29 protein-coding genes and 1 tRNA gene are annotated in these 26,708 nt (G+C 40.9%); 18 read left to right on the forward strand and 12 right to left on the reverse strand.

Annotated features, from left to right (window positions below):
• Nucleotides 1–62: 62 nt before the first annotated feature.
• The 4 genes from NY014_RS14280 to NY014_RS14295 all read left to right on the forward strand — a co-directional run bounded on the left by NY014_RS14280 (nt 63) and on the right by NY014_RS14295 (nt 4,699).
• Nucleotides 63–1,433 carry a toxin-antitoxin system YwqK family antitoxin gene (locus tag NY014_RS14280; protein ID WP_259415231.1) on the forward strand — a complete coding sequence of 457 codons (1,371 nt, stop codon included), beginning with the start codon at nt 63–65 and terminating at the stop codon, nt 1,431–1,433.
• A 6-nt stretch (nt 1,434–1,439) separates the two neighbouring features.
• The gene (locus NY014_RS14285) at nt 1,440–2,330 is read left to right on the forward strand and encodes a glycerophosphodiester phosphodiesterase (RefSeq protein ID WP_259415232.1); all 891 of its coding nucleotides are present in this window, start codon (nt 1,440–1,442) and stop codon (nt 2,328–2,330) included.
• A gap of 53 nt (nt 2,331–2,383) precedes the next feature.
• On the forward strand, nt 2,384–3,547 hold the full coding sequence (locus tag NY014_RS14290; RefSeq protein ID WP_259415233.1) for a hypothetical protein: 1,164 nt from the start codon (nt 2,384–2,386) through the stop codon (nt 3,545–3,547).
• 156 nt (nt 3,548–3,703) lie between these two features.
• Nucleotides 3,704–4,699: an adenosine kinase gene (locus NY014_RS14295; RefSeq protein WP_259415234.1), complete on the forward strand. Its 996-nt coding sequence runs from the start codon at nt 3,704–3,706 to the stop codon at nt 4,697–4,699.
• Nucleotides 4,700–4,790: 91 nt separating this feature from the next.
• On the opposite strand, the gene NY014_RS14300 is transcribed toward NY014_RS14295, so the two are convergent.
• Nucleotides 4,791–5,522 (reverse strand): nitroreductase family protein, encoded by a 732-nt coding sequence (locus tag NY014_RS14300; RefSeq protein WP_259415235.1) that lies wholly within the window; start codon nt 5,520–5,522, stop codon nt 4,791–4,793.
• Between the two features lie 91 nt (nt 5,523–5,613).
• Between NY014_RS14300 and NY014_RS14305 the strand changes: the two genes are divergently transcribed.
• A complete protein-coding gene (locus NY014_RS14305) occupies nt 5,614–7,101 on the forward strand; it encodes a DUF5687 family protein (RefSeq protein ID WP_259415236.1) in 1,488 nt (495 codons plus the stop codon).
• Nucleotides 7,098–7,793: an ABC transporter ATP-binding protein gene (locus NY014_RS14310; RefSeq protein WP_259415237.1), complete on the forward strand. Its 696-nt coding sequence runs from the start codon at nt 7,098–7,100 to the stop codon at nt 7,791–7,793. Before NY014_RS14305 ends, NY014_RS14310 begins: the two co-directional genes overlap by 4 nt.
• 288 nt (nt 7,794–8,081) lie before the next feature.
• Here NY014_RS14310 and NY014_RS14315 read toward each other — a convergent pair whose 3' ends face one another.
• The 4 genes from NY014_RS14315 to NY014_RS14330 all read right to left on the reverse strand — a co-directional run bounded on the left by NY014_RS14315 (nt 8,082) and on the right by NY014_RS14330 (nt 9,716).
• Nucleotides 8,082–8,336, reverse strand: coding sequence for a GIY-YIG nuclease family protein (locus NY014_RS14315; RefSeq protein WP_259415238.1), 255 nt, complete (start codon nt 8,334–8,336; stop codon nt 8,082–8,084).
• Nucleotides 8,337–8,389: 53 nt separating this feature from the next.
• A tRNA-Leu gene (locus NY014_RS14320) sits at nt 8,390–8,473 on the reverse strand.
• Nucleotides 8,474–8,642: 169 nt separating this feature from the next.
• Nucleotides 8,643–8,942, reverse strand: coding sequence for a putative quinol monooxygenase (locus NY014_RS14325; RefSeq protein WP_259415239.1), 300 nt, complete (start codon nt 8,940–8,942; stop codon nt 8,643–8,645).
• 3 nt (nt 8,943–8,945) lie between these two features.
• Entirely contained in the window at nt 8,946–9,716 is a 771-nt protein-coding gene (locus NY014_RS14330; RefSeq protein ID WP_259415240.1) for an SAM hydrolase/SAM-dependent halogenase family protein, read from the reverse strand.
• 103 nt (nt 9,717–9,819) lie between these two features.
• Between NY014_RS14330 and NY014_RS14335 the strand changes: the two genes are divergently transcribed.
• The 12 genes from NY014_RS14335 to NY014_RS14390 all read left to right on the forward strand — a co-directional run bounded on the left by NY014_RS14335 (nt 9,820) and on the right by NY014_RS14390 (nt 21,125).
• A complete protein-coding gene (locus NY014_RS14335; protein WP_259415241.1) occupies nt 9,820–10,809 on the forward strand; it encodes a PhoH family protein in 990 nt (329 codons plus the stop codon).
• Complete coding sequence (locus NY014_RS14340) at nt 10,778–11,215, forward strand: GNAT family N-acetyltransferase (protein ID WP_259415242.1); 438 nt, start codon at nt 10,778–10,780, stop codon at nt 11,213–11,215. The genes NY014_RS14335 and NY014_RS14340 overlap by 32 nt, the downstream gene beginning before the upstream one ends.
• A 26-nt stretch (nt 11,216–11,241) precedes the next feature.
• Nucleotides 11,242–11,805: a DUF3575 domain-containing protein gene (locus tag NY014_RS14345; protein ID WP_259415243.1), complete on the forward strand. Its 564-nt coding sequence runs from the start codon at nt 11,242–11,244 to the stop codon at nt 11,803–11,805.
• A gap of 83 nt (nt 11,806–11,888) precedes the next feature.
• A complete protein-coding gene (locus NY014_RS14350; RefSeq protein WP_259415244.1) occupies nt 11,889–13,802 on the forward strand; it encodes a ComEC/Rec2 family competence protein in 1,914 nt (637 codons plus the stop codon).
• A gap of 43 nt (nt 13,803–13,845) precedes the next feature.
• A complete protein-coding gene (locus tag NY014_RS14355) occupies nt 13,846–14,622 on the forward strand; it encodes an enoyl-CoA hydratase/isomerase family protein (RefSeq protein WP_259415245.1) in 777 nt (258 codons plus the stop codon).
• Entirely contained in the window at nt 14,623–16,539 is a 1,917-nt protein-coding gene (locus tag NY014_RS14360) for a RecQ family ATP-dependent DNA helicase (protein WP_259415246.1), read from the forward strand.
• Entirely contained in the window at nt 16,532–17,131 is a 600-nt protein-coding gene (locus NY014_RS14365) for a hypothetical protein (protein ID WP_259415247.1), read from the forward strand. The genes NY014_RS14360 and NY014_RS14365 overlap by 8 nt, the downstream gene beginning before the upstream one ends.
• Nucleotides 17,124–17,675, forward strand: coding sequence for an NUDIX hydrolase (locus NY014_RS14370; protein ID WP_259415248.1), 552 nt, complete (start codon nt 17,124–17,126; stop codon nt 17,673–17,675). Before NY014_RS14365 ends, NY014_RS14370 begins: the two co-directional genes overlap by 8 nt.
• Nucleotides 17,676–17,690: 15 nt before the next feature.
• On the forward strand, nt 17,691–18,113 hold the full coding sequence (locus tag NY014_RS14375; protein ID WP_259415249.1) for an acyl-CoA thioesterase: 423 nt from the start codon (nt 17,691–17,693) through the stop codon (nt 18,111–18,113).
• A gap of 31 nt (nt 18,114–18,144) precedes the next feature.
• Nucleotides 18,145–18,852: a tetratricopeptide repeat protein gene (locus NY014_RS14380; protein WP_259415250.1), complete on the forward strand. Its 708-nt coding sequence runs from the start codon at nt 18,145–18,147 to the stop codon at nt 18,850–18,852.
• A 1-nt stretch (nt 18,853) separates the two neighbouring features.
• On the forward strand, nt 18,854–19,819 hold the full coding sequence (locus NY014_RS14385) for an L-threonylcarbamoyladenylate synthase (protein WP_259415251.1): 966 nt from the start codon (nt 18,854–18,856) through the stop codon (nt 19,817–19,819).
• Nucleotides 19,820–19,925: 106 nt separating this feature from the next.
• Nucleotides 19,926–21,125, forward strand: coding sequence for a phosphoglycerate kinase (locus NY014_RS14390; RefSeq protein WP_259415252.1), 1,200 nt, complete (start codon nt 19,926–19,928; stop codon nt 21,123–21,125).
• A gap of 74 nt (nt 21,126–21,199) precedes the next feature.
• Here the strand turns inward: NY014_RS14390 and tsf are convergent, their stop codons facing one another.
• The 7 genes from tsf to NY014_RS14425 all read right to left on the reverse strand — a co-directional run bounded on the left by tsf (nt 21,200) and on the right by NY014_RS14425 (nt 26,662).
• Nucleotides 21,200–22,030, reverse strand: coding sequence for a translation elongation factor Ts (gene tsf / locus NY014_RS14395; RefSeq protein ID WP_259415253.1), 831 nt, complete (start codon nt 22,028–22,030; stop codon nt 21,200–21,202).
• Between the two features lie 172 nt (nt 22,031–22,202).
• Nucleotides 22,203–22,964: a 30S ribosomal protein S2 gene (rpsB, locus tag NY014_RS14400; protein WP_259415254.1), complete on the reverse strand. Its 762-nt coding sequence runs from the start codon at nt 22,962–22,964 to the stop codon at nt 22,203–22,205.
• A gap of 39 nt (nt 22,965–23,003) precedes the next feature.
• Nucleotides 23,004–23,390 carry a 30S ribosomal protein S9 gene (rpsI, locus tag NY014_RS14405; protein WP_135075245.1) on the reverse strand — a complete coding sequence of 129 codons (387 nt, stop codon included), beginning with the start codon at nt 23,388–23,390 and terminating at the stop codon, nt 23,004–23,006.
• Between the two features lie 12 nt (nt 23,391–23,402).
• Complete coding sequence (gene rplM, locus NY014_RS14410; protein WP_135075242.1) at nt 23,403–23,846, reverse strand: 50S ribosomal protein L13; 444 nt, start codon at nt 23,844–23,846, stop codon at nt 23,403–23,405.
• Between the two features lie 257 nt (nt 23,847–24,103).
• A complete protein-coding gene (locus NY014_RS14415; protein WP_259415255.1) occupies nt 24,104–24,814 on the reverse strand; it encodes an RluA family pseudouridine synthase in 711 nt (236 codons plus the stop codon).
• A gap of 69 nt (nt 24,815–24,883) precedes the next feature.
• Nucleotides 24,884–25,969 carry a sensor histidine kinase gene (locus NY014_RS14420; RefSeq protein WP_259415256.1) on the reverse strand — a complete coding sequence of 362 codons (1,086 nt, stop codon included), beginning with the start codon at nt 25,967–25,969 and terminating at the stop codon, nt 24,884–24,886.
• Between the two features lie 3 nt (nt 25,970–25,972).
• Complete coding sequence (locus NY014_RS14425; RefSeq protein ID WP_135075234.1) at nt 25,973–26,662, reverse strand: response regulator transcription factor; 690 nt, start codon at nt 26,660–26,662, stop codon at nt 25,973–25,975.
• Between the last annotated feature and the right edge of the window lie 46 nt (nt 26,663–26,708).

Raw genomic sequence — 26,708 nt, forward strand, 5'->3', positions numbered from 1 at the left:
TATTATTGGAGTTGTTCTTGGCTAGTCTTATTTTTAGCTAGTTCGCTATTTCAAAAACCATTATGTGGTCATTTATTGTATCTATATTTTTTCTTTTTTCCGCTCCTGATACAGTTGAATTGAGCTATCTGTATTTTGGAAATACCAATCTTTTGGGCGTAGGAGAAATCATTAATGGAAAGAAAGAAGGATTGTGGAAGGTTTACTATTCCAACAATCCTCTCGATAATCCTCCGCCTAATTTGCTAAGAGCAAACCGGAAGGTCTTTGAGGAGAAATTCACTCCTGAAAGAGTTGTGTTTCAAATTAATTTCAAAGCGGATCTTCCTGAGGGCCTTTATCAAGAAAATTATCCTTCGGGAGAGATTAAATCCATCACGTTTTATGTGGATGGAAAACAAAATGGTGATTTTCGGGAATTTTATAAAAATGGCGAGTTGAAGGCTCAGGGAGCCTATCTGGATGGGAAAAGAGAAGGGATTTGGGAAGAGTTTTATCAGAACGGAATCACCAAGATAGAAGTCAATTACATGGAAGGCCTAATGCAAGGCAATGCTTTTGGATATTATCCTGACGGAAAGGCTAGGTGGGAAATTCCCTATCAAAATGGAGAATTGGACGGTAACTACCGCTTGTTTTTCGAAAATGGAAATTTGCAGGAAAGGGGAACTTACTCAGATGGAATCCCAAATGGACTTTTGGAAGAATTTGATGAAAAGGGGAAGCTGATTGTCCGAGGGAATTTTTTGAATGGGAAACCTGAGGGTGAATGGATTTCTTATGACAAGAATGGAGAATTAGTTTTCAAAGGATATTTTAAAGAAGGATTACCCTCCGGTGAATGGACGGAGCGCGTCGAAATTGTCTCAGGCTTTTTTAGAAAAGGAAACTATTTAAACGGGCTGAAAGAAGGGGAATGGATTCTTATCGATGAATCCGAAGAAACCTCACAAGTTGAAATTTTTGAAGCGGGTGAATTGGTGTCTGTGGGTCCATTTTTAGTTGGAGAAAATGAATTAAATGGAGGGAAGTTGAGAAAAGGAACCGGGCAGCGAATATTCTATGATGCCGAGGGCCACATTATAGCTAAAGGGAAATATTCCAAAGGAATACCAAAGGGTGACTGGTACTTTTATTTTCCAAAATCAGATCGAGTTACAGCAGCTGGGAGAATGGTAGGCACTGATCGGATCGGTTTGTGGTACTTCTATAGCTATGAAGGGAAAATTATTGACCAACAAGATTACATTCCCGATTATTCAAACTCAAGTAACCCTGCCATCAATTCCGGGGGCTCCACAACTAGCCGAAATATAAGGTCAATGGGATTTAATGCAAATCCTAATGGGTCGGTGGATGCTTTACGGTCAGCGCAAGAAAGTATGTTTAGAACGCAGAATAATATGAATGGGTCTTTTTTATTAAGAAATTAAGTTTACATGACTATTAAACTGAAGCTTTTGAAAAATATACTCTTAGGACTTTTGATGGTCTTCCCTCTTTCCGTGATTGCTCAGTTTTCCTATGATCTCCAGGGTCACCGTGGCAGCAGGGGATTGATGCCAGAAAATACGATCCCAGCTATGATTAAAGCGATGGATTTGGGAGTAATGACTTTGGAAATGGATTTGGCAGTAACGAAGGATGGCCAAGTGATTCTTTCGCATGAACCTTTCATGAATCCAGTCATTTGTTTGACCCCAAATAGAGATGAAATTCCCATGGATGATCATTCACATAACATTTACCAAATGACTTATGCTGAAGTTTTAGCCTATGACTGTGGAAGTAAAGTTCATCCGGGATTCCCGCAGCAGGTTAAATTTTTTGCTACCAAACCTTTGCTGCGGGATGTCTTTGAAGTAGCAGAAAAGTATGCAAAAGACATGGGTTTGCCGGCACCACGCTACAATATTGAGATCAAAAGTAGTCCTGAAGGAGATGGGGTATATCATCCCGGGGTAGCAGAATTTTCGGATCTTGTAGTCAAATTAATCTCTGAATTAATTGGCTGGGAGCGGGTAAATATCCAATCGTTTGACTTACGGGTGTTGAAGTATATTCATGAAAAATATCCAGAAGTTCCCTTGGCTATGTTGGTGGAAAATGCAAGTCGATATCAACAGGATTTGGATGAATTGGGGTTCGTTCCTGAATTCTATTCTCCTTATTTTTTAGCCTTGGATAAGGAGATTGTAGAATCCTTGCACCAAAAAGGGATGAAGGTTGTTCCTTGGACTGTTAACACCAAAGAGCAGATGGAGAGATTATTGGATTTGGGAGTCGATGGAATAATCACGGACTATCCAAATTTAGCCCCGAAGCGATAATTATTGCCATTTCAGAACCTTGGGTTAATTTTGCCCACTAAAATTCTCCCCCAATGAAATTGATTGAAGTTACCACACCTGCCCATCAAAAGGAATTCATTGAGATGGCGGTAAGGTTATACAAAAACGAGAAAAACTGGATCCGACCGCTCGATAAAGATATTGAAGGACTTTTCCACCCAGATACAAATAAGCTTTTTCGTCGGGGAGCAAAAGCTAAGCGATGGTTACTTCAGGAGGATAAGGGTCAAACTATCGGTCGTATTGCTGCCTTTATCAATCCTAAAATGAAGGAAAAGCAACCGACTGGCGGAATAGGTTTTTTTGAATGCATCGACAACGAGGAAGCTGCTTTCATGCTATTTGATGTTGCCAAAGATTGGCTCCAAAGTGAAGGAATGGAGGCTATGGATGGTCCGATTAATTTTGGGGAGCGTGATAAGTGGTGGGGCTTGCTTGTTGATGGGTTTTCTGAACCCAATTATAACATGCCGTGGAACTTCAAGTATTATCAGAAGTTCTTCGAGGATTACGGTTTTAAGCTTTATTTCAAGCAGTTTACCTACATGCGACCCGTTCAGGAATTGCGCTTTGATGAAAAGATGATCAAGCGGGCCAATCAGATAATCGCAAATCCAGATTATTCATTTCGATATATCAAAGGAAAGGAGTTGAAGGAGAAAGCTCCCGAGTACTTTATGAACGTTTACAACAAGGCTTGGGCAAGGCATCTAGGCAAATCCCTCAGCTTGAAGGAAGCTCAAATCATGTTTGGGAAAATGAAGCCCATTATCGATCCAAGGCTGATTTATTTTGGATTTTATAAAGGAGAGCCTGTTTCTTTCTTTATTAATATTCCGGAGATTAATCAAATTTTCAAGCATGTCAATGGGAAAATGGATCTGATCGGAAAGCTGAAGTTCCTTTGGTACAAGACCTTTTCTCCACCTAATAAAATGCTGGGTTTAGTATTTGGAGTAGTTCCAGAACATCAGGGTAAAGGAGTAGAAAGTGCGATGATAATTTCTTATGATAAGATGAGTAATGATCCAAAATTCCCTTACAAAACCATAGAAATGAACTGGATTGGTGATTTCAATCCTAAGATGATGCGTGTTTGCGAACAGCTATTGGCTGATATTTACAAAACCCATCATACCTATCGATATTTGTTTGATAGGGAAAAGCCGTTTGAAAGACATCCGATTTTCGATTGACGATTTACGAAGGACGATTTACGAGGCTTATGAGAACCTCAATCGATATCTTTAGGGCTTGAAGTTTTAATATCGAATATCGAATGCTGAATTTCGAATAATGAAGTGAACCAACTTTATAACCTTTACACATTACAACTTTCCAACTATTAAAAAATGAAAAAATACGACGTAACAGGCATAGGAAATGCCTTAGTAGATATTGAATTCAAAGTCACAGATCAGTTTTTTGCTGATAATGGAGTTGAAAAGGGCTTGATGACTTTGGTGGATGAGGATAGACAAAATCACCTAATGAAGGCGATTAATCATGCCGAAGCGAAGAAACAAGCCGGTGGATCAGCTGCTAATACCGTTGTGGCGGTAAGCCAGTTTGGAGGAAAATCCTTCTACTGTTTCCGAGTTGCCAATGACGAACTTGGCCATTTTTACCTTCAGGATTTGATTGATTCGGGTGTGGATATCGCCTTGGTTCCAGAGCGCTTGGAAAATGGAGTAACTGGAAAATGCCTAGTAATGGTAACCGAAGATTCCGAAAGGACTATGAATACCTTTTTGGGAATTACTCAAAATTTTTCCATTAAAGATATACACGAGTCGGCAATCAAAGATTCTCAGTATCTATTCATCGAAGGATATTTGGTGACTTCCCCAAATGGGAAAGAGGCCATGATGCATGCTAAAAAAATTGCTGAAGAAGGCGGCACTAAGGTTGCCATGACATTTTCTGATCCTGCGATGGTTAAATACTTCAAGGAGAACTTTGATGATGTAATCGGACCAAGTGTGGATTTACTTTTTGCGAATGAAGAAGAAGCGCTTTTGTATACCGGGAAAAGCAATCTTGCAGAAGCTCGGGAAGAGATGAAGAAAGCGGCGAAACATTTTGTGATTACTCAAGGAAAAAACGGAGCGATGATCTTTGATGGAGATACCTTCATTGATATCGAACCATATAAAACCACTGCGATTGATAGTAATGGTGCAGGAGATATGTTCGCAGGAGCATTCTTGTATGGTATCACCAATGGCCACAGTTATGCATCGAGTGGAAAATTAGCTTCTATGGCAAGTTCCCAGATTGTAAGTCAATTCGGCCCGCGTCTACAATGGCATCAAGCTAAAGATATTCTTGCTCGATTGAATCCTTGAAAAAAGGGGGGCAATTGGTAATAGTCAGTCCGAGCGGAGTCGAAGGGTCCTCGATTCAGCTCGGATTGACCCATACTACCGTGCTTTAGTTTTACTTCTTGACTATAAGCTCCGAGCTAGGTACCCGAAACCTAGGGCCATAAATCCCTTCCGGAAGGCCTTTGCCGCATCCTATTATCATGCAGATTTCAGCTTCTGCTGGTAAATCAAGAAGCTTTTTCACCCGCTTGGAATCAAACCCTTCCATCGGGCAGGTATCATAGCCCACCGCTTTCATACCTAGCATAAAAGTCATGGCAGCTAAGGCTGCGCTTTTATGAACAGAAATCCGAACTTCAGTTTCTCCTACTTCACGGACCATCGGGCGACGCAAACCCACCCACCAAGCAATGATTTTCTTGATTAGAGTCCAGCCCGGATATTTTCCGAAAAGTTTTGGGATGAGGTTTTTGTAATAGTTACTGGCCTGTTTTACCTTTTTTTCTGATTGATTTTGAACGGATTCACTGAGGTATTTATAATTCGCCTCAGCCCGAGATTTCCAAAGGTCTCTTCGAGTGATCATGACCACGAGTTCACGAGCGGTGGTGGCTGCCTTTTGCCGCATGCAAAGATCTGCTAATGGCTTTTTGAGTGGTGATGATTCCGGAACACGGATGAATTGGTAGAGTTGAAGATTGGAGCTATTAGGTGAAAGAATGGCTGCCTCCAGACATTTCTGAACTTGATCATGGTCAAAGGGAGATTCTTGATCGAATATTCTCACTGATCTCCGCTCTTTTACAGCATCGAAAAATCCTATTTCATCTCTTAATTCCTGCATTTATCCGATTTTTTGGTGATTAAGTCGATCAAATGTAAGCTTTATCCTTATTTTCAAGCAAAATTATCAGGAAGCATTAAACCAACTGCCTATGTTTTTTGAATTAATCCGGCTTCAGTACCTGAAATCGGTCCGTTCTACGGCTTTCGCAAAAAGCCTAATGACCAATATTTTCCTTGGATTCATCATACTCCTATTATTGAGTTATGTTTTGATGGCTGGCCTATTCTTGGGAAGGATTATTGAAAATTTCGCTGAAGGTCAGAATCCTGTTGACTTATTAAACAGCTTCCTGATTTTCTTCTTTTTGACGGAATTCCTCTACCGATATTTTATTCAAAGTTTGCCGGTAGTTGATCTGGAGAGCTTACTTCACCTTCCTATAGGAAAGCGCAAAATCATGCATTTGTTGCTGGTTCGGACATTTATTTCGCCAATCAATATCATTGCTTTGCTGCTATTCCTGCCATTTAGTATGCAGACTATCGTTCCAGAATATGGAAGCCTTGCAGCTTGGACTTGGATAGGTTCAATAGTGCTGACAAGCTGGATTTTGCACTGGTTTATGCTATGGTTCAAGCAGCGATTTGAGGATTCTACCTTGGGTTTGTTGATTGTTATGGCCGTTTTGGTTCTTGGTGGAGGATCAAGCTACATGGGATGGTTCAATTTGGGTGAATTGACCAAACCTGTTTTTGACATGGCAATATCCTCACCAATTCCATTGGTGGTTTTGTTCCTAGTCTTTTTGGGAAGCTATTGGCTTTGCTACAGATACCACGTTGCCAATGCATACTTAGAAGATCTTTCTTCCGATGACGACGGTCGCGTAAGAGGACAATCCATTGGTTTCTTTTCTCGATTTGGATTGGCAGGAGAGATGGCCAATATCGAATGGAAACTCATTGTACGCCATAAGAAAAGCCGGACTTATCTCATGCTCTCAGCATTCTTTCTTCTTTATGGGATGGTATTTTATACTCAGCCAGCCTATATGGAGAATGAAAGTATGGGCTTCATGTTGATTTTTGTTGGTGTGTTCATCACCGGGATCTTTATGATTCAATACGGACAATTATTTCTCAGTTGGAACTCGGGCAATTTTGATTTTTACCTCCAGAAAAATGATGGGGTAGAGCAATTGGTAAGAGGGAAGTATCTATTGTTTATTTCCATTTCTGTGATTTGCTTCTTGGCCTCCATACCATATGTCTATTTCGGTTGGAAAATTCTTTTGATACATGCAGCTACTTTCCTGTTTAATGTGGGAATTCTGATTCATGTGATTATCTATTTGGCACTTTGGAAGCCCAAACCAATGGACTTGAATAAAGGGGCTATGTTCAACTACGAAGGAGTTGGTGCAGCTCAGTGGTTAATGGTCATTCCTATGATGATTTTGCCTTATGTTTTTTACCTGCCTTTTGCTTTGCTAATTAATGAATATGCAGGTTTGGCTGCCCTTGCGATTTTTGGGCTTTTGGGAATCTTATTTTATAAAAAACTCAGCGCGATCAATGTGAATCGTGTGTATGAAAACAAATACGAAATTTCATCTTCATTTAGACAAGAACTATGATAACGGTAAAAAACCTCAAAAAGCAATACAAGGAAGCGGTTGTATTAGATGTAGATTCTTTGGAAATCCCCAAAGGAGAGTGTTTTGGATTGGTGGGGAATAATGGTGCTGGAAAAACCACCTTGTTTCGAATCATGCTGGATTTGGTTCGTCCTACCCAAGGGGAGGTGACTATTGAAGGTTATCAAGTGAATCAAACCGAAGATTGGAAAAAGTTTACGGGGGCTTATTTGGATGAGCATATGCTTTTGTCCTATCTCACTCCGGATGAATATTTTCAGACTTTGAGAAAGATTTACGGTATGTCTGAGGCGGATTTGGAAGTCCACTTGGAGAAATTTACCGAGCTGTTCAATGATGAGGTTCGAGGGAAGAAAAAATATATCCGTGATCTTTCTAAAGGTAATTTGAAAAAAGTTGGAATTGCCGCTGCACTTTTAGGAAAGCCTGAAGTGGTGTTTTTGGATGAACCTTTTGAAAACCTAGATCCGAGTTCTCAGATTCGCCTGAAGAAGTTAATCCTGAAGGAAAAAGAAGAATCTCGAATCACCTTCTTGATTTCCTCTCATGACCTCAATCATGTGACCGAAATCTGTGATCGAATTGTACTTTTGGAAAAAGGCAAAATCATCAGAGACCTGCATGAAAAGTCTGAAATGATGAGTGAATTGGAGGCTTATTTTACGGGGTGATTTATCTCGATCAATAATGTGAAGCTCCTTTTTAAAAGGAGCTTTTTTGTTTTGAATTTTATAAGTCCAAAAACAAAAAAAGCCCGCATTTCTGCGAGCTTTTTTAATGTACCCAGGCCTGTCTACCGTCAGGTAGGGCCGGATTTGGCTGTCTGATCAGGTTTGGTCGAACGTGCCTTCGGCACGCAAGCCGGCACGAGTGTTACCTCATTGGTGTTTGAGACCATTTAGAATTAATTAGGACAAAAATATATTAGTTGGAATTGGCGCTTTTTTGACTTGGATTCACTAAAAATCCTTACTCTCTAATTTTTTCAAAAATTCTTTTCCACAACCACTTTTGAGATATTTTTCTCTTTTTCTAGCATCCTCTCGGCAGGAAACTTTTTCTGAAAAAATCAATCTAAATGGAGCATAGGGTTTTGTTGATCTACCTTTACCTGAGTTATGTTCTTGAATTCGTCTCTCGAGGTTATTTGTCATCCCAACATATATGTAATTTCTATGAAGGCTCTTGATTGCGTATACAAAAAACTCTTTCATAACTAAAAATAATCAAAACAAAAAAAGCCCGCATTTCTGCGAGCTTTTTCTTGTACCCAGGGCCGGAGTCGAACCGGCACGAGTGTTACCTCATTGGTGTTTGAGACCAACGCGTCTACCAATTCCGCCACCTGGGCAGGTACATTTTCAATTTCCAAGACAAGTTTGAGAACTGTATTTGAGACCATCGCGCCTGCCTGCCGGCAGAGGCAGGTCTACCAATTCCGCCACCTGGGCTTGTCAACGTAATCCCGTTTCTTACCAAACGGGATGCAAATATGAATACAATTTTATTTTTCTCCAACCTTAGATTTCTACTTCCTCAAATTTTTTTGAGCTGAAAGCAATGGGCCTTTCAGAAAAAAGGCTTTTGGTATAGGTCCAGACGGATTTAAATAGTTCAGAATCACGGTATTTATTCAAGGCTTCCTCGTTTTCCCAATGGGAATAAGTCAGAAAAATATTTTTTTGATTTTCATCTTGCCAAAGTTCCAAATGATGGCAACCTGGAAAAGATCGGATCTTTTTCTTATTGGATTCAAAGTTTTTAAGGAAGGCTTGAACCTGATTTTCCTGAAATGTCATCCTCACAATTCGAATCAGCATGGCTTAGGGTTTAAAATGAATCATGACAACCGACTCAAAACGAAGGCCAAGCAAATTGCCGCCATGTCCGTGGTTGATTCCAATTTCCAGATACCCAGAACTATTGAAAAATGCAAAGCAATCACCGGGTTCCACTTGATCATATCCGGAGAAAAGCCGGTCTAGTGTTTCCCTACCAAATTCAATGGTAAATCTCCCCGGGTTTAATTTGTCAAAAAGTTCTTTGGAAATATTCGTGATAAGGTTGCCATAGCGGTCTACCCTCATGACGTGTCCCGTGATTTGCTCTTTAGTAGCCTTTGGGATACGAGGCATGAGCTTTCGGAAATTCTGTAATGGTCCACCAAAGTCATGAATAGCAGCCCCTGAAGCCACTTTAGCAGCAATCGGAGCTAAAATATCCTTGGCTGGGAAAGAACTCTCCTGTACGTGGATGTCTGCAAACTGTACCACAATCCCGGGCTCTTTGTCCGCGAGAAGGCTAAAAATGCCATTGTTTGGACCAATGAAAATATGTTCTTCAAGCTTAACCCCGATATATCCATGAGTCATCGATCCAGTTGTATTAATAGCTACCAAATGAACCGTTCCTTTGGGGAAATCCCGAAAAGTTGAGCGCAGGATAAAGGCCGCATGTGCCAAGTCGTAAGTTTCGATTCGATGAGATAGATCGATGATATTCAACTGGGGATTGATGGCCAGCATTTTGGCCTTCACTGCTGGTACGTAGAAGTCCTGATCTCCAAAATCGGAGAGGAATGTCACCAATGCCATAGAAGCAAGTCAATTAAAATTATGTACTTTTGTTTGTGAGGGGTTTGAACAAAAATAGAACATTATCCATCCCCCTTCAAGAATATTTAATCAAAGAAAAAATTTGGTAGAAAAAGTAATCACACTGGAGAATGTGCCGCTTGCGGAATTTTTGGGCCAGGCAAATGAAAATATCCGTCAGCTTGCGCAAGCATTTCCCCAAAGCAAAATTATTTCTAGAGGAAACGAAATCCGGATTCAGGGTAGTGCCCCTGAAATTTTGCGGATCAACAACCTGATTAATTTGCTCCTTGAGCATGTAGAGCGCTTTGGTCACCTGAGTCCTGATAAAGTAAAAGATTATTTGGACATCGAAGGCGTGCCATTTGAGCAGACCAATCGCGATGCTGTTATTGTTTTTGGCAACAAAGGATTGGTAATTAAACCCAAGTCTCCAAACCAGCGGAAGTTGGTTGAAGCTTCCATGAAAAACGATTTGGTTTTTGCCTTGGGACCAGCTGGAACGGGTAAAACCTACATCGCGGTGGCTTTAGCAGTTAGAGCTTTAAAAAATAGAGAGGTAAAGCGAATCATAATTACCCGACCTGCTGTAGAAGCCGGGGAAAATTTGGGATTTTTACCAGGTGATTTACAGGAAAAATTAGATCCTTATTTGCGGCCAATCTATGATGCACTTCAGGATATGGTTCCGCCTGAAAAGCTAAAGTATTATCAGGAAACCCGGGTAATTGAAATAGCACCTTTGGCATACATGAGAGGAAGAACCCTTCATGACGCCTTTGTATTGCTTGACGAAGCTCAAAATACTACCTCCGAGCAAATCAAAATGTTTTTGACTCGGATGGGGCCAAACTCCAAAGTAATCATTACAGGTGATCAGACCCAGGTGGATCTTCCAATCCGACAGAAATCAGGTCTAAGTGAGGCTTTGAGAATTCTCAATAATGTCAAGGGAATTGGTATTGTGAATTTGAGTGGTAAGGATGTGATTCGCCATAAATTGGTGAAGGCAATCATTGAGGCGTACGAAAAAAATCAGGCTGAAAAAGACATAGCTAAAAATGAGTCTGCTGGTAGAAAAAGTGACCGGTAAAGCCGGAATGGATATCGCTTTTAAAATTCGGACAGAGGTATTTGTCAAAGAGCAAATGGTTGATCCTGAAGCTGAATATGACGAGTTTGAAGAATCCTCAACGCATTTTCTAGCATCGATGAATGGGAAGCCTGTTGGTACTGCAAGATGGAGATTTACACCTTATGGCATAAAATTGGAGCGTTTCGCAGTATTGAAGGATGAAAGAGGTAAAGGAGTTGGACAAGCTTTGGTCTTGGCAGTACTTCGGGATTTGCTTGTTCATCCTGAGGCTCAGGGAAAAACTCGTTACCTTCATGCGCAACTACCTGCAGTTCCTCTTTATTCAAGGTTTGGATTTAAGATAGTAGGAGATCAATTCGAAGAATGTAATATTCTCCACTACAAAATGGAGTTGAAACACTAAACGAATATATTTTTAAACAACATATTATGAAAAAGATCTTAATTACCTTTTTGATGATTGGTCTCGTGGGCTTCTCCTATGGGCAGAATGTCATCTCAAGCAGCAGCGGAAATTCTACAAGTGAATTTACCAATGAAGTGAAAGTTAACTTCTTGAATTTGATTGCATTAGGTTCGATTGAAGCAGGATTCGAAAAGTATTTGTCAGATGATCATTCCTTGGATTTACAGGTACATTTGAATGATCGTTTTGGTTTTAATTCCCAGAAAAACGGAAAGAATTATAAGACAAACTCTGTACAGGCTTCGATGAATTTTTACTTTGGTAACAATCCAAATGGAAGGTTTTATTTATTCCCCTTAGCAAAAATTCGTTTTGGGGAATTTGAAGAGCCTTTGGACGGCGGGATTGCAACTACCAATATGAATTCCTTTTTGCTTGGAGTTGGAGGAGGTTTTAAGTGGGAATTTTCTCCGCATTTTGCATTCGGTCCCTATGGAAGCATAGCTCGTGGATTTAGCGATGAAGTAGCTGAACGTTTTACCCGAATTGAATTTAATGCAGGATTCAGCTTAGGTTACCGTTTCTGATAAATATTCTTTTAGAAAAAATTTAGCCATCCTAATCTTTTAGGATGGCTTTTTTATTTTTAAATTGATAGGTGACTTTTCCTATGCGTTTTTCAGATTATCCATTTTTACGCTTTCTGATCTTTTTTCTGATCGGTATTTTGATTGGATCTTACATTGAACTGGGATCCGTTTGGAGATTGTTTGCGATCTTATTGATCTGCAATTGGCTTCTTTATTTTTACTTGGTTTGGAAAAGAAAGAGCCTCGGTTTGATTTCAATTTTTGGCTACTCTCAATTAATCTTTTTAGGAATTTCAATTTCATTTTTTGAAAAAAACAAAGGAGAAATCCCCGAACCAATTGAGGGTTCTTATTTAGCTGAGGTCCAGAATTTTGATCTAGAAAAACCTAATTCCAAAGAGAATCTTTTATTAGTTAAGGCATATCAGACAGAAGAAGGCTGGAAAGAAATAGAGCAATCTGTTTTGGTTTATCATCAAAGTGGATTGGACCTGATACCGGGTCAATTGGTTTGGGTAGCTGATTCTCCTGAAATACTAGATCCTCCTCGGAATCCTTATGAATTTGACTATCGAAGCTTTTTGGCTAAAAAAGGAATTTATGCAAGACAGTTTATCCCAAAAGGAAAAATTCAGATTCTCCGAAATCCTGCCTCCTCCGGATTTAGGCTGGCAAATATTAGGGAATACTTTGCAAGTTTGATTCGAAATAATATTCCGCAAATCGAGTTTCAACCTATTGCTTTAGCTTTGCTATTGGGACAAAAAGAGCAGCTAGATCGATCCTTAAAGGATGCCTTTTCAGATGCTGGGGTTATGCATGTTTTGGCGGTTTCGGGATTGCATGTTGGGATTTTGGTAGCGGTTTTGTTGTTTTTGACCAAGCCCTTAAAGCTGAAATCCTCGATTCGAAAAGTTTATCTGATTGGGGTTGTTTTTATCATTTGGACTTATGCAGGAATCACCGGTTTTGCACCTTCTGTGGTTCGGGCCTCGGTAATGTTTACCTTGGTTGTTTTAGGAGAAATGCGGGATCGTAAACCCACTATTTTCAATATTTTAGCCTTTTCGGCAATGCTCATGATCGCTCTTAATCCCTTGGTGATTGAAGATGTAGGCTTTCAGCTTTCTTATGTGGCAGTTTCAGGGATTGTATTAATTCAACCTTTAATCCTGCGTTTATGGTATCCACGCAATAGAATTTTGGAATATCTATGGCAATTGGCAGCCGTTTCTATAGCTGCCCAATTAGTCACTTTTCCGATTTCAGTTTGGTATTTCCATAGTTTTCCTGTTTGGTTTTTACCAGCCAACCTTCTCATCATTCCTTTGACTTTTGTGATTATGCAGGTAGGGATTCCTTTCCTTTTTATAGGTTGGGTTCCTGTAGTGGGAAAAGGCTTGGGATGGATAGTGGGAAGCTTGATTCAGGTTGAGATTTGGGTTTTGGAGGGATTCAGAATGCTTCCTTTCCGCCTCAAGGAAATTACAATATATCCGACTACTATGTGGGTGATTTGGGGTTTTTTGTTGATTTGGGTTGCTTGGGAATATTTTCCTAAAAAGAGATTAATGTACTTGGCGATCCTTCTTATCTTGGTTTGGTTTGGAGGAAGGTGGTATAATTCAAAAGGCCTTACTCAAAATCAAGCTACTATTTATCGCGCAAAAGATGGTTGGGCAATAGATTTTTGGGCAAATGGTTTTTTAAAGTCTTGGAATCAAGGAATACAACCTGATGAAATGAAGTTTTTGATTTCGCCCAACCGAGTAAAAAAAGAATACGGAAATCAACCCAAAGCACTTACAACGATGCAAGGGCCGCAAGGAGAACTTTATTTTCCGGAAATGGGAATCATGTTGGCAAATGATACGCTTTATTTTCCTCAAGATAGAAAATTGAGCTTGCAGGTTTGGGATGAATCTTCCTGGAAAAGCACAGATGAGAGGGGAGTTTTACCGCTTTCTAAATCAGCTGTACAAATCACTTTTTGAATTGCCCTGTACACCTGCTAATTTCAAGAGCAAAGAATTACGCATGGAAGCTCCAATTAGACTCGAAAAGTCAAACCGAATCGGAAAAATAACGCTGAACCGTCCAGAGAAGAGAAATGCCATGAGCCCTGAATTAGTTGAGGGAATGCTGGGAGTTTTGGATGATTTAGAATCAGACAAGGATGTAAAAGTTGTAATTATTGCCGCGGAAGGAAAGGCCTTCTGTGCAGGGGCAGATTTGGCCTATTTACAACAGATGCAAAGCTTTACTCCCGAGGAGAATCTCGCTGATAGTCAACGGCTGATGAGTTTATTTGATCGAATTTATAGTTTTCCCAAACCAGTGGTTGCTCAGGTTCAAGGTCATGCTTTGGCAGGAGGGTGTGGCTTGGTGACGGTTTGTGATTTTGCATTTACTGCTCCAGAAGCACTCTTTGGATATACAGAAGTGAAAATTGGTTTCATACCAGCATTAGTTTCGGTTTTTTTACAGGAGCAAATTGGTGCTGCAAAAACTCAAGAATTACTTCTTTCAGGTGAATTGATCTCTGCTCAGAAGGCAGCGGAATTAGGGATCGTTACATCGGTGGTAGAGGCTGAGTTTTTAGAAAAGGAAGTCCAGAGTTTTGCACAAAAACTTATTGAAAATAATTCGGGTCATGCCATGACCACAACCAAGGCACTTCTTCGAAGCTTGCATCAGGAGGAAAGACAAAAGAAACTCGAAGAGGCTGCGGTTTTGAATGCTAAATCCAGATCCCACTCTGATTGTGTGAAAGGAATTTCAGCATTTTTAAATAAAGAAAAACCAAGCTGGTAATTGGAAAATAAAGCCAAGGAAATTCTGCAGCAGGTTTTTGGATTCGGAGATTTTCGGCCAGTCCAAAGGCAAGTCATCCAATCTGTTTTGGATGGAGCGGATAGCCTTGCTCTAATGCCAACAGGTGGCGGAAAATCCCTTTGCTATCAGATTCCAGGCTTGACCCTAGAAGGGCTTTGTTTGGTGGTCAGTCCTTTGATCGCTTTGATGAAGGATCAGGTCGATCAACTTCGAGCTAGAGGAATTTTCGCTCAAGCGATCTATTCTGGAATGAGTTATCGGGAGATTGATCGGGCTTTGGATAATTGCATCTATGGGAATTACAAGTTTCTATATGTCTCTCCCGAACGATTAAAGTCCGATATTTTTATTGAGCGCTTCAAGCAAATGCCCATCAATTTGATAGCTGTCGATGAGGCGCATTGTATTTCCCAATGGGGGTATGATTTCAGGCCTCCTTATCTAGAAATTGCTGCTATTCGATCCTTTCATCCGAATGTCCCCATGCTGGCTTTGACTGCTTCTGCCACCCCACAGGTTCTGGAAGATATTGTGGAGAAGTTGGAGATGAATAAACCTCAGGTTTTCAGGCAAAGTTTTGCCAGGGAAAATCTGAGTTATCATGTTCGCTTGATAGAAAATAAATTAGAGAAAGGAAAAGAAATTCTGGATAGAGTAGGCGGAAGTGCTATTTGGTATGTGAGAAATAGGCAAGGCACTCAGCAAATAGCCAAAGCACTCTATCAATTAGGGATTTCTGCCACTTTTTACCATGCAGGCTTATCGGTGAAGGACAGAACGGAACGACAAGAAGCATGGATGAAAAACCAAGTTCGGGTGATAGTCTCTACCAATGCATTTGGGATGGGAATTGACAAGCCTGATGTGCGGGTGGTGATTCATTCTGATGTACCTGAAAATATCGAAAGTTATTATCAAGAAGCTGGACGTTCGGGAAGAGATGGCAAAAAGTCTTATGCTGTTTTGCTTTGCAATGAGGAAAATCTGGAAAAGTTGATGGATCGGGCTGCCCTAGTTTATCCTCCCATCGATTTTATCAAGAAGGTCTACCAATGCCTGGCCAATTATTTCCAGATAGCCGTTGGAAGCAATATGCTCAGCAGCTTTGATTTTGATTGGGGAGAGTTTGCAAAAACCTACAATTTGGGTGTTTTGGAGACCTTTTATGCACTAAAGGTTTTGGAAGAGGAAGGTTTTATTGGCTTGAGTGAAAGTTACTATAGTCCATCCCGACTTCACTTTTTGGTGAATCCTCAGCAATTGTATGAATTTCAGATCTCCCAAGCTCGATTGGATCCGGTTATTAAAATATTACTTCGGACCTATGGAGGGAATTTGTTTTCGGAATACATCAAAATCCAGGAATCCAAGCTCGCCAAGTTTCTGGAAATAAAGGAATCGGAGTTAGTAAAGCTTTTGGAGCGAATGGCTCAATTGGAAATTGCGGATTATGAAAAGCGAAAAGACAAGCCACAAATCACCTTTTTGACTGCTCGATATGATGCAGCCAAGTTACCCCTGAATGTCAAGCGAATTAGCCAAAGAAGGGATTTGACTTTAGAAAAAGCCAAAAGTATGGTCATGTATGTCCACCAAAATTTGATCTGTCGTACGCAGTTTATACAGGAGTATTTTGGGGAGAAAACAGACGAAGCCTGTGGAATATGCGATTGGTGTATTGCTCATCGAAGGGATCCGGGTGCTTTGGGAGAAAAACTTAGAAAGTGGATAATTGAAACTTTGCGGGTGGCTGGTGAGTTAGAACAAGACTCACTCATCAATCAGGTGAATTATTCTAATGCTGAATTCGCTGTCGAATTGATTCGAGAACTGATCGATGATGGGGCTATCAAATTGACTCCTTCCGGAACCCTAAAATTAAGCCTTGATGAATAGCTTCTTTGACGATCTTTTTGGAAAGATTTTTAAGAATCCAGCCAAAAACCCTGTAAAGGTGAAGGAGAATTATGAGTTTAAAGAAGCGGATTTGCAGGAAATTGAGAGTTGGATGGAAAGTAATGAAGCGACCCGCTTATTTGATCAAGTCTATCGGAGTTATCATTTGAAAAGGACCGGAATCAACCAGAGTCCACAGGTTCATCTTTTCCAATCTCCCTATGCAAATGGTTTCGCGGTTACCTACGAGCACCCGTTTACGCCAGAAACTTTTTCCAAGCTTTTCTTGGCTTTTTCGCGACGCATCCTAGCTTTGGGGTATAAGCAGGTGAGTCTTGATCGAAAAATGGAAGAAATTAACGATCAGGTAAAAACCACAGAAAAGTTTTACCTTAAGCCTCCCTTGCAATCACCCTCCGAAAATCAGCGGATTTCCCAGCTTTTCGGAAATGTAAGTATTGAGAAAATCAGTATTGACAATAAACCCAGTTACCTGAAGCTTCTGGTGACGGTCTATTCGGACCGACTCTATGAAGATGCTCAACCTTTCGACCAAATGATCGATCGCTTATTCGATACCAAAAATGGATAGATACACCTTTCAAAAACAACTGGAATTGTACAGAACCCCTTACGAAGAGGAGGCTGAATTTATTGCTGATTTTGCGACTTTGACAGAGGATCCGCTTGCTTACAAGCGGGAAAGACTGGCTGGACATTTTACAGCTTCATCCTGGATTGTAAATAAGAAGCGAACGCACACTTTGCTGACTTTGCATCGAAAATTGGGGCGTTGGCTTCAATTGGGAGGTCATGCCGATGGAAATGAAAACCTGATGGAGGTGGCTATGAAAGAGGCAAGAGAAGAAAGTGGCTTACAGAATCTTCGATTAGTGGAAGAGCAGATTTTTGATTTGGATAAACATATTATTCCGGAGCGTCCCCATGTTCCCGAGCATTACCACTATGATGTTCGCTTTCTTTTGGAAGCGGATATGAATGAACCCCTTCAGATTAGCGATGAGAGTATTTCTTTGGCTTGGTTTAGTTTTGATTCAGTAGCTGATATGATTGGGTACAATCCTTCCATTCTTCGAATGCTTGAAAAAACCAGTAAATCAGAAATTTTGCTTTAAGACCTAAGGATTCATATGAATACTTTTGAGGGATTTGATTTTTCGGTTCCGATTCAGGTTCGATTTTCGGATATAGATGGCTATATGCATGTAAATAATGGGATTTATTTCAATTATTTTGAGCATGCCAGAGCCCAATATCTATATGAACTTTGTGGCTGGAATATCATGGAAGTTGGTACAGTAGTGGCTCGGATAGAGTTAGATTATGTACGTCCCATCCATATGGAAGATAAGATTAAAGCATATGTCCGTTGCAGCCGATTGGGTAATACATCTTTTGACTTGGAGCAAGTTTTAGTGGATGAATCTAGTCAACGGGTTTTTGCAAAATGTAAAACCATCATGGTATCCGTTTCTATGGAAAACATGAAACCTGTCTCTATTCCAAACAATTACCGAGAGATTATGGAAGCAGATCTCAACAAAAGCGCTTGATTCCCTATCTTTGCGCAAAATCAATAAGGAAGTGAAGAAAATTTGGATTTTGGGGCTGCTTGTATTCAGCCTTGGAGCTTGTGCACCCAGCGAGGAAGAGCTGATAAAAGCAGGAATGGAAAAAATGGATACCCAACAATGGGATGATGCCATTTCTATTTTTGATAGGGTTTTGGAGAAAAATGCAAGCCAAGGACAGGCACTCAATGCAAAGGGAGTTGCCCTATTTCAGCAAGAAAAATACAAGGAGGCAATTTCCGTTTTCTCTGAAGCCATCGAAGTAGACTCAGCCAGTTATAAGCCTTGGTTTAATCGAGGGAATTCACACTTCGAATTGGGGAACTTGAAAGAAGCGGTGTCAGATTACAATATGGCCAATCGCTTGGATCCTCAACAGACTGATATTTACTACAACCGAGGTTTAGCGCTTTTAGGAATTGAATATTATGAAGATGCTATTTTGGATTTCGATATGGCGATTCAGGTAAATCCCAATCAAGCCCTGGTGTATTTTAATAAAGGAAAAGCTCAAATGGGAAATAATGACCCAATTGGAGCACTTGAATCTTTGACTAATGCTGTCAATTTGGATCCCAAAAACGGAGCTGCATATTATTTATTGGGAGTGACTAGATTGAGTGCTTTGAATGAAAAATCGGAGGGATGTGCTGATTTACAAATGGCTCTTTCCTTGGGGTACCAAGAAGCTGAAAGCTGGGTGAAAGACTTCTGTCAGTAAAATGGCTATCATCGGTCAGGACATAGAGAAAGCAAAAGAATTTTTGGAAGCTGGCCAATTGGTTGCTATTCCGACTGAGACAGTATATGGTCTAGCTGGGAATGCGCTTGATGTCGGAGCAGTGGCAAAGATTTTTGAAACTAAAAATCGCCCATCTTTTGATCCTTTGATCGTCCATACAGATTCAATCGAAAAAATTGGAGCTTTTGTAGGCGAAATTCCTGATCCTCTACGAAAGTTGGGAGAGAATTTTTGGCCAGGACCTTTGACGCTTTTGCTGGAAAAGAAAGCAATCATTCCTGATTTAGTAACTGCTGGATTGAATCGAGTTGCCGTTCGGCTTCCCCGACATTCTTTGACGAGAAGTTTACTTGAAGCATTAGACTTTCCTTTGGCAGCTCCTAGTGCTAACCCCTTTGGCTATATCAGTCCAACTCGGGCAACTCATGTTGAAAAGCAATTGGGGGATAAAATCCCCTATATTTTGGATGGAGGAAGCTGTGTAGTTGGCTTGGAAAGTACCATTGTGGGGATGGAAGATGGGAAAGTGACTGTTTATCGCTTAGGAGGCTTAGATCTAAATCAAATCACAGAACTAGTGGGAGAAGTTGAAATTAAGTCCCACAGCAGTTCAAATCCAGCGGCTCCAGGTTTGTTGAAGAGTCACTATGCGCCTTCCAAAGAGTTCGTTTTAGGTAATTTGGATGAGTTAGTCCCCGAAATGCTACAAAGAGGAAAACCTTTTGGGGTTTTGAGTTTAAGTAAGCGTTTTACTTTGGATTGTCCTGCACCCCAATTTCAATTGAGTCCTAGCGGGGATTTGGTGGAGGCTGCCCGGAATTTATTTGATTATTTGCGTCAATTGGATCAATCAGGTGTGGAGTTGATTTTGGCTGAGTTGATGCCTGAAAAAGGATTGGGCCGTGCTATTAATGATCGCTTAAGAAGAGCTGCTGCTAAGGGATAATTTTTAACCCTTGATTTCCCACTTCAAGAAAATCGCTTTTTGTTGTAATCTTTGATAAATTCGACCGTGTTTTTCGAATTTTCTAAAATCTATTAAATCCTATTTTATGAATCCTAGAATCAAAAACGTAGATAATCTGAGTTTCGAGGGGAAGAAGGCCCTTGTACGGGTGGATTTCAACGTCCCTTTGGATGAAAATCTGAAAGTAACGGATGATACCCGGATACAAGCTGCTTTGCCTACCATCAAGAAAATACTAAAGGATGGAGGAGCGGCTATTTTGATGTCTCATTTGGGAAGACCTAAAAATGGTCCGGAAGACAAATTTTCTCTGAGGCACATTGTTATGGACTTGGAAAAAGCCTTGGGGCAACCTGTTAAATTTGCTTCTGATTGCATTGGAGAAGAAGCAAAAATGTTGGCGGCTGGCTTGAAGCCTGGAGAGGTCTTGCTTTTGGAAAACCTTCGCTTCTACAAAGAAGAAGAAAAGGGAGATCCGGAATTCGCAAAGAAATTGGCCTCCATGGGCGATATCTATGTAAATGATGCCTTTGGTACTGCGCATCGTGCTCATGCCTCTACAGCGGTCATAGCACGGTTTTTTACAGAGAAAGTTTGCGGCTACCTCATGCTTTCCGAGCTAGAGAATGCTGACAAGGTTTTAGGCAATCCTGAAAGACCTTACACAGCAATCATGGGAGGTGCTAAGATCTCAGATAAGATTTTGATCATAGAGCGTCTGTTGGATAAAGTGGACAATTTGATCATTGGTGGAGGGATGTCCTATACGTTTGCCAAGGCTCAAGGCGGAACAATCGGAGATTCTTTGCTGGAAGCTGATAAGTTGGACTTTGTGTTGGAGTTGATGGAAAAAGCCAAATCAAAAGGCGTGAATTTGATTCTTCCAGTTGATACTGTGATTTCAAAGGCTTTTGCCAACGATGCAGAACAAGGCTTGGCTAATAAAGGGGAAATTCCTGACGGTTGGATGGGCTTAGATATCGGTCCCAAAACCCGTGAATTGTTTGCTGAAACGATTTTGAAGTCCAAAACTATTCTTTGGAATGGCCCAATGGGTGTGTTTGAAATGGAGTCATTCGACAAAGGAACAAAAGCAGTGGCTGAAGCCGTTGTGGAGGCTACTAAAAATGGAGCTTTCTCCTTGATCGGTGGAGGTGATTCAGCTGCTGCAGTCAATAAATTTGGCTTTGGAGATCAGGTTTCCTTTGTATCTACCGGTGGTGGAGCTTTATTGGAATATATGGAAGGAAAAGAGTTGCCTGGCGTGGCTGCTTTGAGACCTTGATAAAAAAATAAAAGCAATAAAAAACCCTTTCTGAATCAACAGAAAGGGTTTTTTTATGATTAGTCGGAAGTTAATTATCCGATAGAGATTCTCTTGAAAGCTGCAACGGTCAAACCTTTGCTTACTCCATCCAAGTATTGAGCGATGGTTTTGCTGCTGTCTTTTACGAACTGCTGGCTCAACAAAGTATTTTCTTTGTAGAATTTGTTCAATTTGCCCATTGCAATTTTTTCCAACATTTCTTCAGGCTTACCTTCAGCTCTAGCTTGCTCTTTACCTACTTCGATTTCACGCTCGATAGTAGAAGCATCTACTCCGTCTTTGTCAACAGCTACTGGGTTCATAGCTGCAATTTGCATTGCAACGTCTTTTCCAGCTTCTTCAACGTCAGCTCCGTTAGTGTTGGTCAAACCTACCAATACACCCAATTTACCATTGGAGTGGATATAAGGAACAACAGCCTCAGCAGAAACGGTCTCGAAGTGAGAAACGTCGATTTTCTCACCGATTTTACCGGTCATCTCAACAATTTTTTCTGCTACAGTGATTCCTTCGATAGGTAAAGCCATGATAGCTTCTTTAGAAGTAGCACCGTTTTCTACAGCTAGGTTCAAAAGGGTGTTTGCGAAAGCACCGAACTCTTCGTTTTTAGCTACGAAGTCAGTTTCGCAAGTCAAGGAAAGAATAGTTCCTTTTGTTCCGTCTTCGCTAACGTGAGTTACCACTACACCTTCTTTGGTTTCGCGATCAGCTCTGGAAGCAGATACTTTTTGACCTTTTTTACGTAGGATGTCGATTGCTTTTTCGAAATCGCCTTCAGCTTCAGTCAAAGCTTTTTTGCAATCCATCATACCGGCACCGGTCATTTGTCTCAATTTGTTTACTTCTTGTGCAGTAATTGCCATTTTCGGGTCTGTTTATGGAATTAAACGATATTTATTTCATTTGAAAGCCTGCTAGGCAAGTTTTGGATCTGATTCATTTTGGAATCCGACCCCATCAGATAAAACAAAAAATTGAACATCGGCCGGAACCAGATGTTCAATTTTTTTAATTATTTCAAAATCAGCAGTGGGATTATTCTTTGGTTTCAGCGTCAACGGCTCTTTTAGCCTCTTCCTCTTCAGAAAGTTTCGCTTCTTCCTTCTCTTTTTTGCGCTCAGCTAGGCCTTCTTCAATAGCCGCACCGAATGCTTTGACGAGTAGATTAACTGATTTGAATGCATCATCATTGGCAGGGATAGGGAAATCCACCTCATTTGGGTTGGAGTTTGTATCTACCAATGCGAAAACAGGGATACCAAGCTTTTGTGCTTCGGCAATCGCAATGTGCTCACGCTTGATGTCTACGATGAAAAGAGCAGCAGGAAGTCTGGTCAAGTCAGCGATACCGCCAAGAACAGTTTCCATTTTGTCTTTTTGACGAGAGATCATCAATCGCTCTTTTTTCGCCATGTTCTTGAAAGAATCTTCTTTCATCATCTTATCCAAAGAAGACATCTTCTTCAAGGATTTTCTGATAGTAGCGAAGTTGGTCAACATACCACCCAACCATCTTTCGGTTACGTAAGGCATGTTTAGACGGCGAGCTTCGTCAGCTACTAGGTCTTTAGCCTGTTTTTTAGTAGCCACGAACATTACTTTTTTGCCTGATCTTACGATCTGCTTGACTGCGGCGGATGCTTCTTCGAGGCAGGCAAGCGTTTTATTAAGGTCGATAATGTGGATTCCGTTCTTCTCCATGAAGATGTATGGAGCCATACGGGGATCCCACTTTCTCGTCAAGTGTCCGAAGTGAACACCAGCATCCAATAAGTCTTTGTATTCGATTTTTGACATGAATTAAATTGGTTTCTATTAATTGGGAGGAAGTTCCGATTAACGCTTGGAGAACTGGAATCTTCTTCGTGCTTTTCTTCTTCCTGGCTTCTTACGCTCGACCATACGAGGGTCACGAGTCAAGAATCCTTCTTTCTTCAATGGACCTCTGTGCTCTTCATTTACTTCGCACAAAGCTCTGGCGATTGCCATTCTAGCAGCTTCTGCTTGTCCTTTGATTCCACCGCCATCTACATTGATCTTGATGTCGAAGTTTCCGTCTTCACCTACCAAAGTCAAAGGCTGCTTAACCACGATTTGGTGTAGGTCAAATGGGAAATATTTCTCCAAAGACTGCTTGTTTACGGTGATTTCTCCTTTACCCGGCTGCAAATAGATTCGGGCTACTGAGGTTTTTCTTCTACCGATTGTATTGATTACATCCATGAGTTATTACGATTAGAGCGTGATGGTTTTAGGTTGCTGCGCTTCATGTGGGTGCTCAGCTCCTTCATACACGTACAAGTTTCCGTACATTTTTCTTCCTAGTCTGTTTTTAGGCAACATGCCTCTTACAGCTTTCTCAACCAAGATGGCAGAAGACTTTTGCTTCAACAATCTAGGAGTAGAAATTCGCTGTCCTCCTGGATATCCGGTGTGGCGAACGTAAACTTTCTCGTCCCACTTTTTACCGGTCAATCGAACTTTGTCTGCGTTGATTACAATGACATTGTCACCACAATCCACGTGTGGGGTGAAATTCGGCTTGTTTTTCCCCCTTAAGATTTTCGCTACCTCACTGGCTAATCGACCCAAAACTGCAGCCTGAGCGTCCACTACCACCCATTGCTTGTCTACAGTTGCGTCATTAGCCGATACGGTCTTATAGCTTAAAGTATCCACTGTGTAACTGTTTAATTTTTAGCTTGTTAAATGTTTTCGACCCCCAAAAAGGGACACAAAGATAGAAGTATTTTATTTTCCATGCAAAATATTTCAAATGCTACCTCCTAATTTTCATGTGGTTATACTTGTTTTCAATCGTCACATGGAATCTCAAAGGCCCAATAAACTGTAAAATTTAAAGGTTTAAGCCTTTTTGTAATTCAAAGGTTTAGCATCCGAATACCAAATTTTCGATGGATTTCCTGGTTTGATAATCAGGTGTTTTTCTCCAATTGATGGATTAAAACTTGAAAATCCTTCGGATATGGGGCTTCTACGAAAATTTCTTTTCCGTCCAGTCCCTCAAATCCAATCGAAAAAGCATGCAAGGAAACCCGCTGCATAATCGGCAGCTCTTCGGTGTCCTTCTTGAGATTGAAGCGGCGCTTCAATGAAGAAAGGTATAAGGCCCTTCCACCGTACAGCTCATCCCCACAAATTGGGGATTTGAGGTAAGCCAGATGAACCCGGATTTGATGCAATCGACCTGTGATCGGTTTACATTCAATCAAGGAATGAGCCCGATATGTTTTAAGTGTGTTAAAAACAGTTTGGGCTGGCTTGCCTTCCTTACTGACTTTAGCGACTCCTTTGGCTGATGCAACGAGGTTTCTGTCTACGAGCAAGTGCTCATATTCCTTGATTCCCTCTACTACAGCGTGGTAGATTTTGCTAACTTTCCGGTTTTCAAACTGGATGGCCAAGTGCCTGTAGGCCTCTGGATTTTTAGCAATCACCAGACATCCGGATGTCTCCTTGTCCAATCGATGACACAGCTGGGCATCTGCTGAGTAATCCTTGGCAAGGTCCAGGATGTTCTGCGCCTCATGCCTATCGTCTAAGCTCGATAGGTAAGGCGGCTTGTTGATTACCAGGTAATCCGCGTTTTCAAACAGAATAAGTTTCTGAAAATCTACTTTCTTCATGGATTCTCCTGCCTCTTCAAAGAGGGTGCAAAGTTAGAGGGAAAATGACAGTTAAAAAATTAACTCACATTATTTCAAGCTCCCCTCACTTGTTTTCTGTGAATCCTCAGGTGCATTGACTTTCACCAAAGGCAGTGAAAAACTAAAAATCGATCCTTTGCCTACTGTGGAGCTGACGGAAATTTTGCTTTTATGGCCTTCCAAAATATGCTTAACAATGGCAAGCCCGAGTCCCGTTCCCCCTTCTTTTTTATTCCGGCTTTTCTCTACGCGATAGAATCGCTCAAAAATTCGTTTCAAATCTTCCGGCGGAATGCCTTGTCCATCGTCTTTAATATCAACTTGGATATGATTTTTTTGGGTCTTTAATAAAATCTTTACCTCACCGGCTTCATGGTTGTATTTGACGGCATTGAAGATCAGGTTTTGGCAGACTCGGTAGATTTTTTGACGATCTGCATGCGTGATGTAGCTCTTTTCAGGATCGTATTTGAAGTTGATCTTTACATTTCTCTTGGAAGCTTTGTGTTCTAATTCCTCGATCACTTCCTCGATCACTTCCTTCAAATCAAAGTCTGTGAATACAAACTTGATTACCCCACTTTCCATTTGATTCAGCGTAAGCAAGTCCTGAACCAAGTTGTCTAAAGAGTCTAGGCTTTTTGCAGCCCGCTTCAGAAACTTCATCCGTACATGCTTATCATCAATTGCACCGTCTAAAAGTGTGTGGATATACCCCTGAGTCGCAAAAATGGGAGTTTTCAATTCATGGGAAATATCGGCGATAAATTCCCTTCTAAACTCCGCATTTTTCTGAAGGGCCTCAATCTCCTTCTGGCGGGCAAGCGCATAGGAATTGATGACTGCATTGATTTTCCGTAAAGGAGAAATAGAAGATTTGGTTTTCTTCTCCTGAATTTCGGATAGGTCTTTCTTTTGAATCTTCTCAAGCAGTTGGTAGATATTGCTAATCTCTCGGAAGACTAAAAATTCAAGGGTAATGGAAATTAAAAGGTAGGAAGTGGAAAAAGCAACTCCCCCTGCTACGAGGATAACCAAGGTTGAAGCCTCATCCACTAAGGATAAAAAAGCTACCACCAAGACCGAAATGGCCAAGGCCAATACAACAGCAATCCCTCGGGAAGTAGTGAGCATGAATTAACCCAAATCGAACTTATAACCTACACCTTTTACCGTAGTGATGTAGTCATCTCCGATTTTTTCGCGGACTTTTCGGATGTGTACATCTACCGTTCGAGCAAGTACAAATACATCCGCTCCCCAAATATTCTGAAGAAGCTCATCTCTACTGTAGACGATATTAGGGTTTTTGGCAAGGAAATACAAAAGTTCAAATTCTTTCTTCGGAAGAGTGATGGTTTTCCCAGCTTTTTCAATGGTGTAGCTTCCGCGGTCGATTACTAAATCTCTAATTTTGATCTGCGCCTGCTCTTGTTCTTTTTTAGCCTCTCTTCTGAAAAGCGCTGCAATTCGGCTCATCAAAGCTCTTGGCTTGATAGGTTTGGTAATGTAGTCATCCGCTCCCACGTCAAAAGCAGCTACTTCCGAGTACTCCTCCATTCGGGCTGTCAGGAAGATTACGAAGGTGTTTTTCAATTCAGGGATTTCCCGAATTTGCCGGCAGGTTTCGACTCCGTCCTGATTGGGCATCATGATGTCCAGGAGAATCACATCTGGTAAAAATTTGGAGGCCTTTTTAACCGCTTTCACACCATCTTCAGCAGTTTCTACTTCATAGCCTTCTTTCTGGAGGTTGTATTTTAGTATCTCAACAATGTCCGGTTCGTCATCTACAACAAGGACCTTGATTTTCTGCTTATCGCCCATTGGGTTTCGTGCTTATTGATTTGCTTAAAATTAAGTAATATTTGAG

The organism is Algoriphagus limi (genome assembly GCF_024919275.1).
In the GTDB taxonomy this organism is placed as follows: domain Bacteria; phylum Bacteroidota; class Bacteroidia; order Cytophagales; family Cyclobacteriaceae; genus Algoriphagus; species Algoriphagus limi.

What these genes read in the sequence shown, in the direction of transcription:
- NY014_RS14300 (WP_259415235.1), bottom strand. Translation starts at nt 5,522, where the DNA reads ATGCAGGAATTAAGAGATGAAATAGGATTTTTCGATGCTGTAAAAGAG.
- NY014_RS14305 (WP_259415236.1), top strand. Translation starts at nt 5,614, where the DNA reads ATGTTTTTTGAATTAATCCGGCTTCAGTACCTGAAATCGGTCCGTTCT.
- NY014_RS14370 (WP_259415248.1), top strand. Translation starts at nt 17,124, where the DNA reads ATGGATAGATACACCTTTCAAAAACAACTGGAATTGTACAGAACCCCT.
- rpsB (WP_259415254.1), bottom strand. Translation starts at nt 22,964, where the DNA reads ATGTCAAAAATCGAATACAAAGACTTATTGGATGCTGGTGTTCACTTC.
- NY014_RS14355 (WP_259415245.1), top strand. Translation starts at nt 13,846, where the DNA reads ATGGAAGCTCCAATTAGACTCGAAAAGTCAAACCGAATCGGAAAAATA.
- NY014_RS14415 (WP_259415255.1), bottom strand. Translation starts at nt 24,814, where the DNA reads ATGAAGAAAGTAGATTTTCAGAAACTTATTCTGTTTGAAAACGCGGAT.
- NY014_RS14330 (WP_259415240.1), bottom strand. Translation starts at nt 9,716, where the DNA reads ATGGCATTGGTGACATTCCTCTCCGATTTTGGAGATCAGGACTTCTAC.
- NY014_RS14350 (WP_259415244.1), top strand. Translation starts at nt 11,889, where the DNA reads ATGCGTTTTTCAGATTATCCATTTTTACGCTTTCTGATCTTTTTTCTG.
- NY014_RS14390 (WP_259415252.1), top strand. Translation starts at nt 19,926, where the DNA reads ATGAATCCTAGAATCAAAAACGTAGATAATCTGAGTTTCGAGGGGAAG.
- NY014_RS14425 (WP_135075234.1), bottom strand. Translation starts at nt 26,662, where the DNA reads ATGGGCGATAAGCAGAAAATCAAGGTCCTTGTTGTAGATGACGAACCG.
- NY014_RS14285 (WP_259415232.1), top strand. Translation starts at nt 1,440, where the DNA reads ATGACTATTAAACTGAAGCTTTTGAAAAATATACTCTTAGGACTTTTG.
- NY014_RS14295 (WP_259415234.1), top strand. Translation starts at nt 3,704, where the DNA reads ATGAAAAAATACGACGTAACAGGCATAGGAAATGCCTTAGTAGATATT.
- NY014_RS14280 (WP_259415231.1), top strand. Translation starts at nt 63, where the DNA reads ATGTGGTCATTTATTGTATCTATATTTTTTCTTTTTTCCGCTCCTGAT.
- NY014_RS14290 (WP_259415233.1), top strand. Translation starts at nt 2,384, where the DNA reads ATGAAATTGATTGAAGTTACCACACCTGCCCATCAAAAGGAATTCATT.
- NY014_RS14375 (WP_259415249.1), top strand. Translation starts at nt 17,691, where the DNA reads ATGAATACTTTTGAGGGATTTGATTTTTCGGTTCCGATTCAGGTTCGA.
- NY014_RS14325 (WP_259415239.1), bottom strand. Translation starts at nt 8,942, where the DNA reads ATGCTGATTCGAATTGTGAGGATGACATTTCAGGAAAATCAGGTTCAA.
- NY014_RS14310 (WP_259415237.1), top strand. Translation starts at nt 7,098, where the DNA reads ATGATAACGGTAAAAAACCTCAAAAAGCAATACAAGGAAGCGGTTGTA.
- NY014_RS14385 (WP_259415251.1), top strand. Translation starts at nt 18,854, where the DNA reads ATGGCTATCATCGGTCAGGACATAGAGAAAGCAAAAGAATTTTTGGAA.
- NY014_RS14365 (WP_259415247.1), top strand. Translation starts at nt 16,532, where the DNA reads ATGAATAGCTTCTTTGACGATCTTTTTGGAAAGATTTTTAAGAATCCA.
- rpsI (WP_135075245.1), bottom strand. Translation starts at nt 23,390, where the DNA reads ATGGATGTAATCAATACAATCGGTAGAAGAAAAACCTCAGTAGCCCGA.
- tsf (WP_259415253.1), bottom strand. Translation starts at nt 22,030, where the DNA reads ATGGCAATTACTGCACAAGAAGTAAACAAATTGAGACAAATGACCGGT.
- NY014_RS14340 (WP_259415242.1), top strand. Translation starts at nt 10,778, where the DNA reads ATGAGTCTGCTGGTAGAAAAAGTGACCGGTAAAGCCGGAATGGATATC.
- NY014_RS14345 (WP_259415243.1), top strand. Translation starts at nt 11,242, where the DNA reads ATGAAAAAGATCTTAATTACCTTTTTGATGATTGGTCTCGTGGGCTTC.
- NY014_RS14420 (WP_259415256.1), bottom strand. Translation starts at nt 25,969, where the DNA reads ATGCTCACTACTTCCCGAGGGATTGCTGTTGTATTGGCCTTGGCCATT.
- NY014_RS14315 (WP_259415238.1), bottom strand. Translation starts at nt 8,336, where the DNA reads ATGAAAGAGTTTTTTGTATACGCAATCAAGAGCCTTCATAGAAATTAC.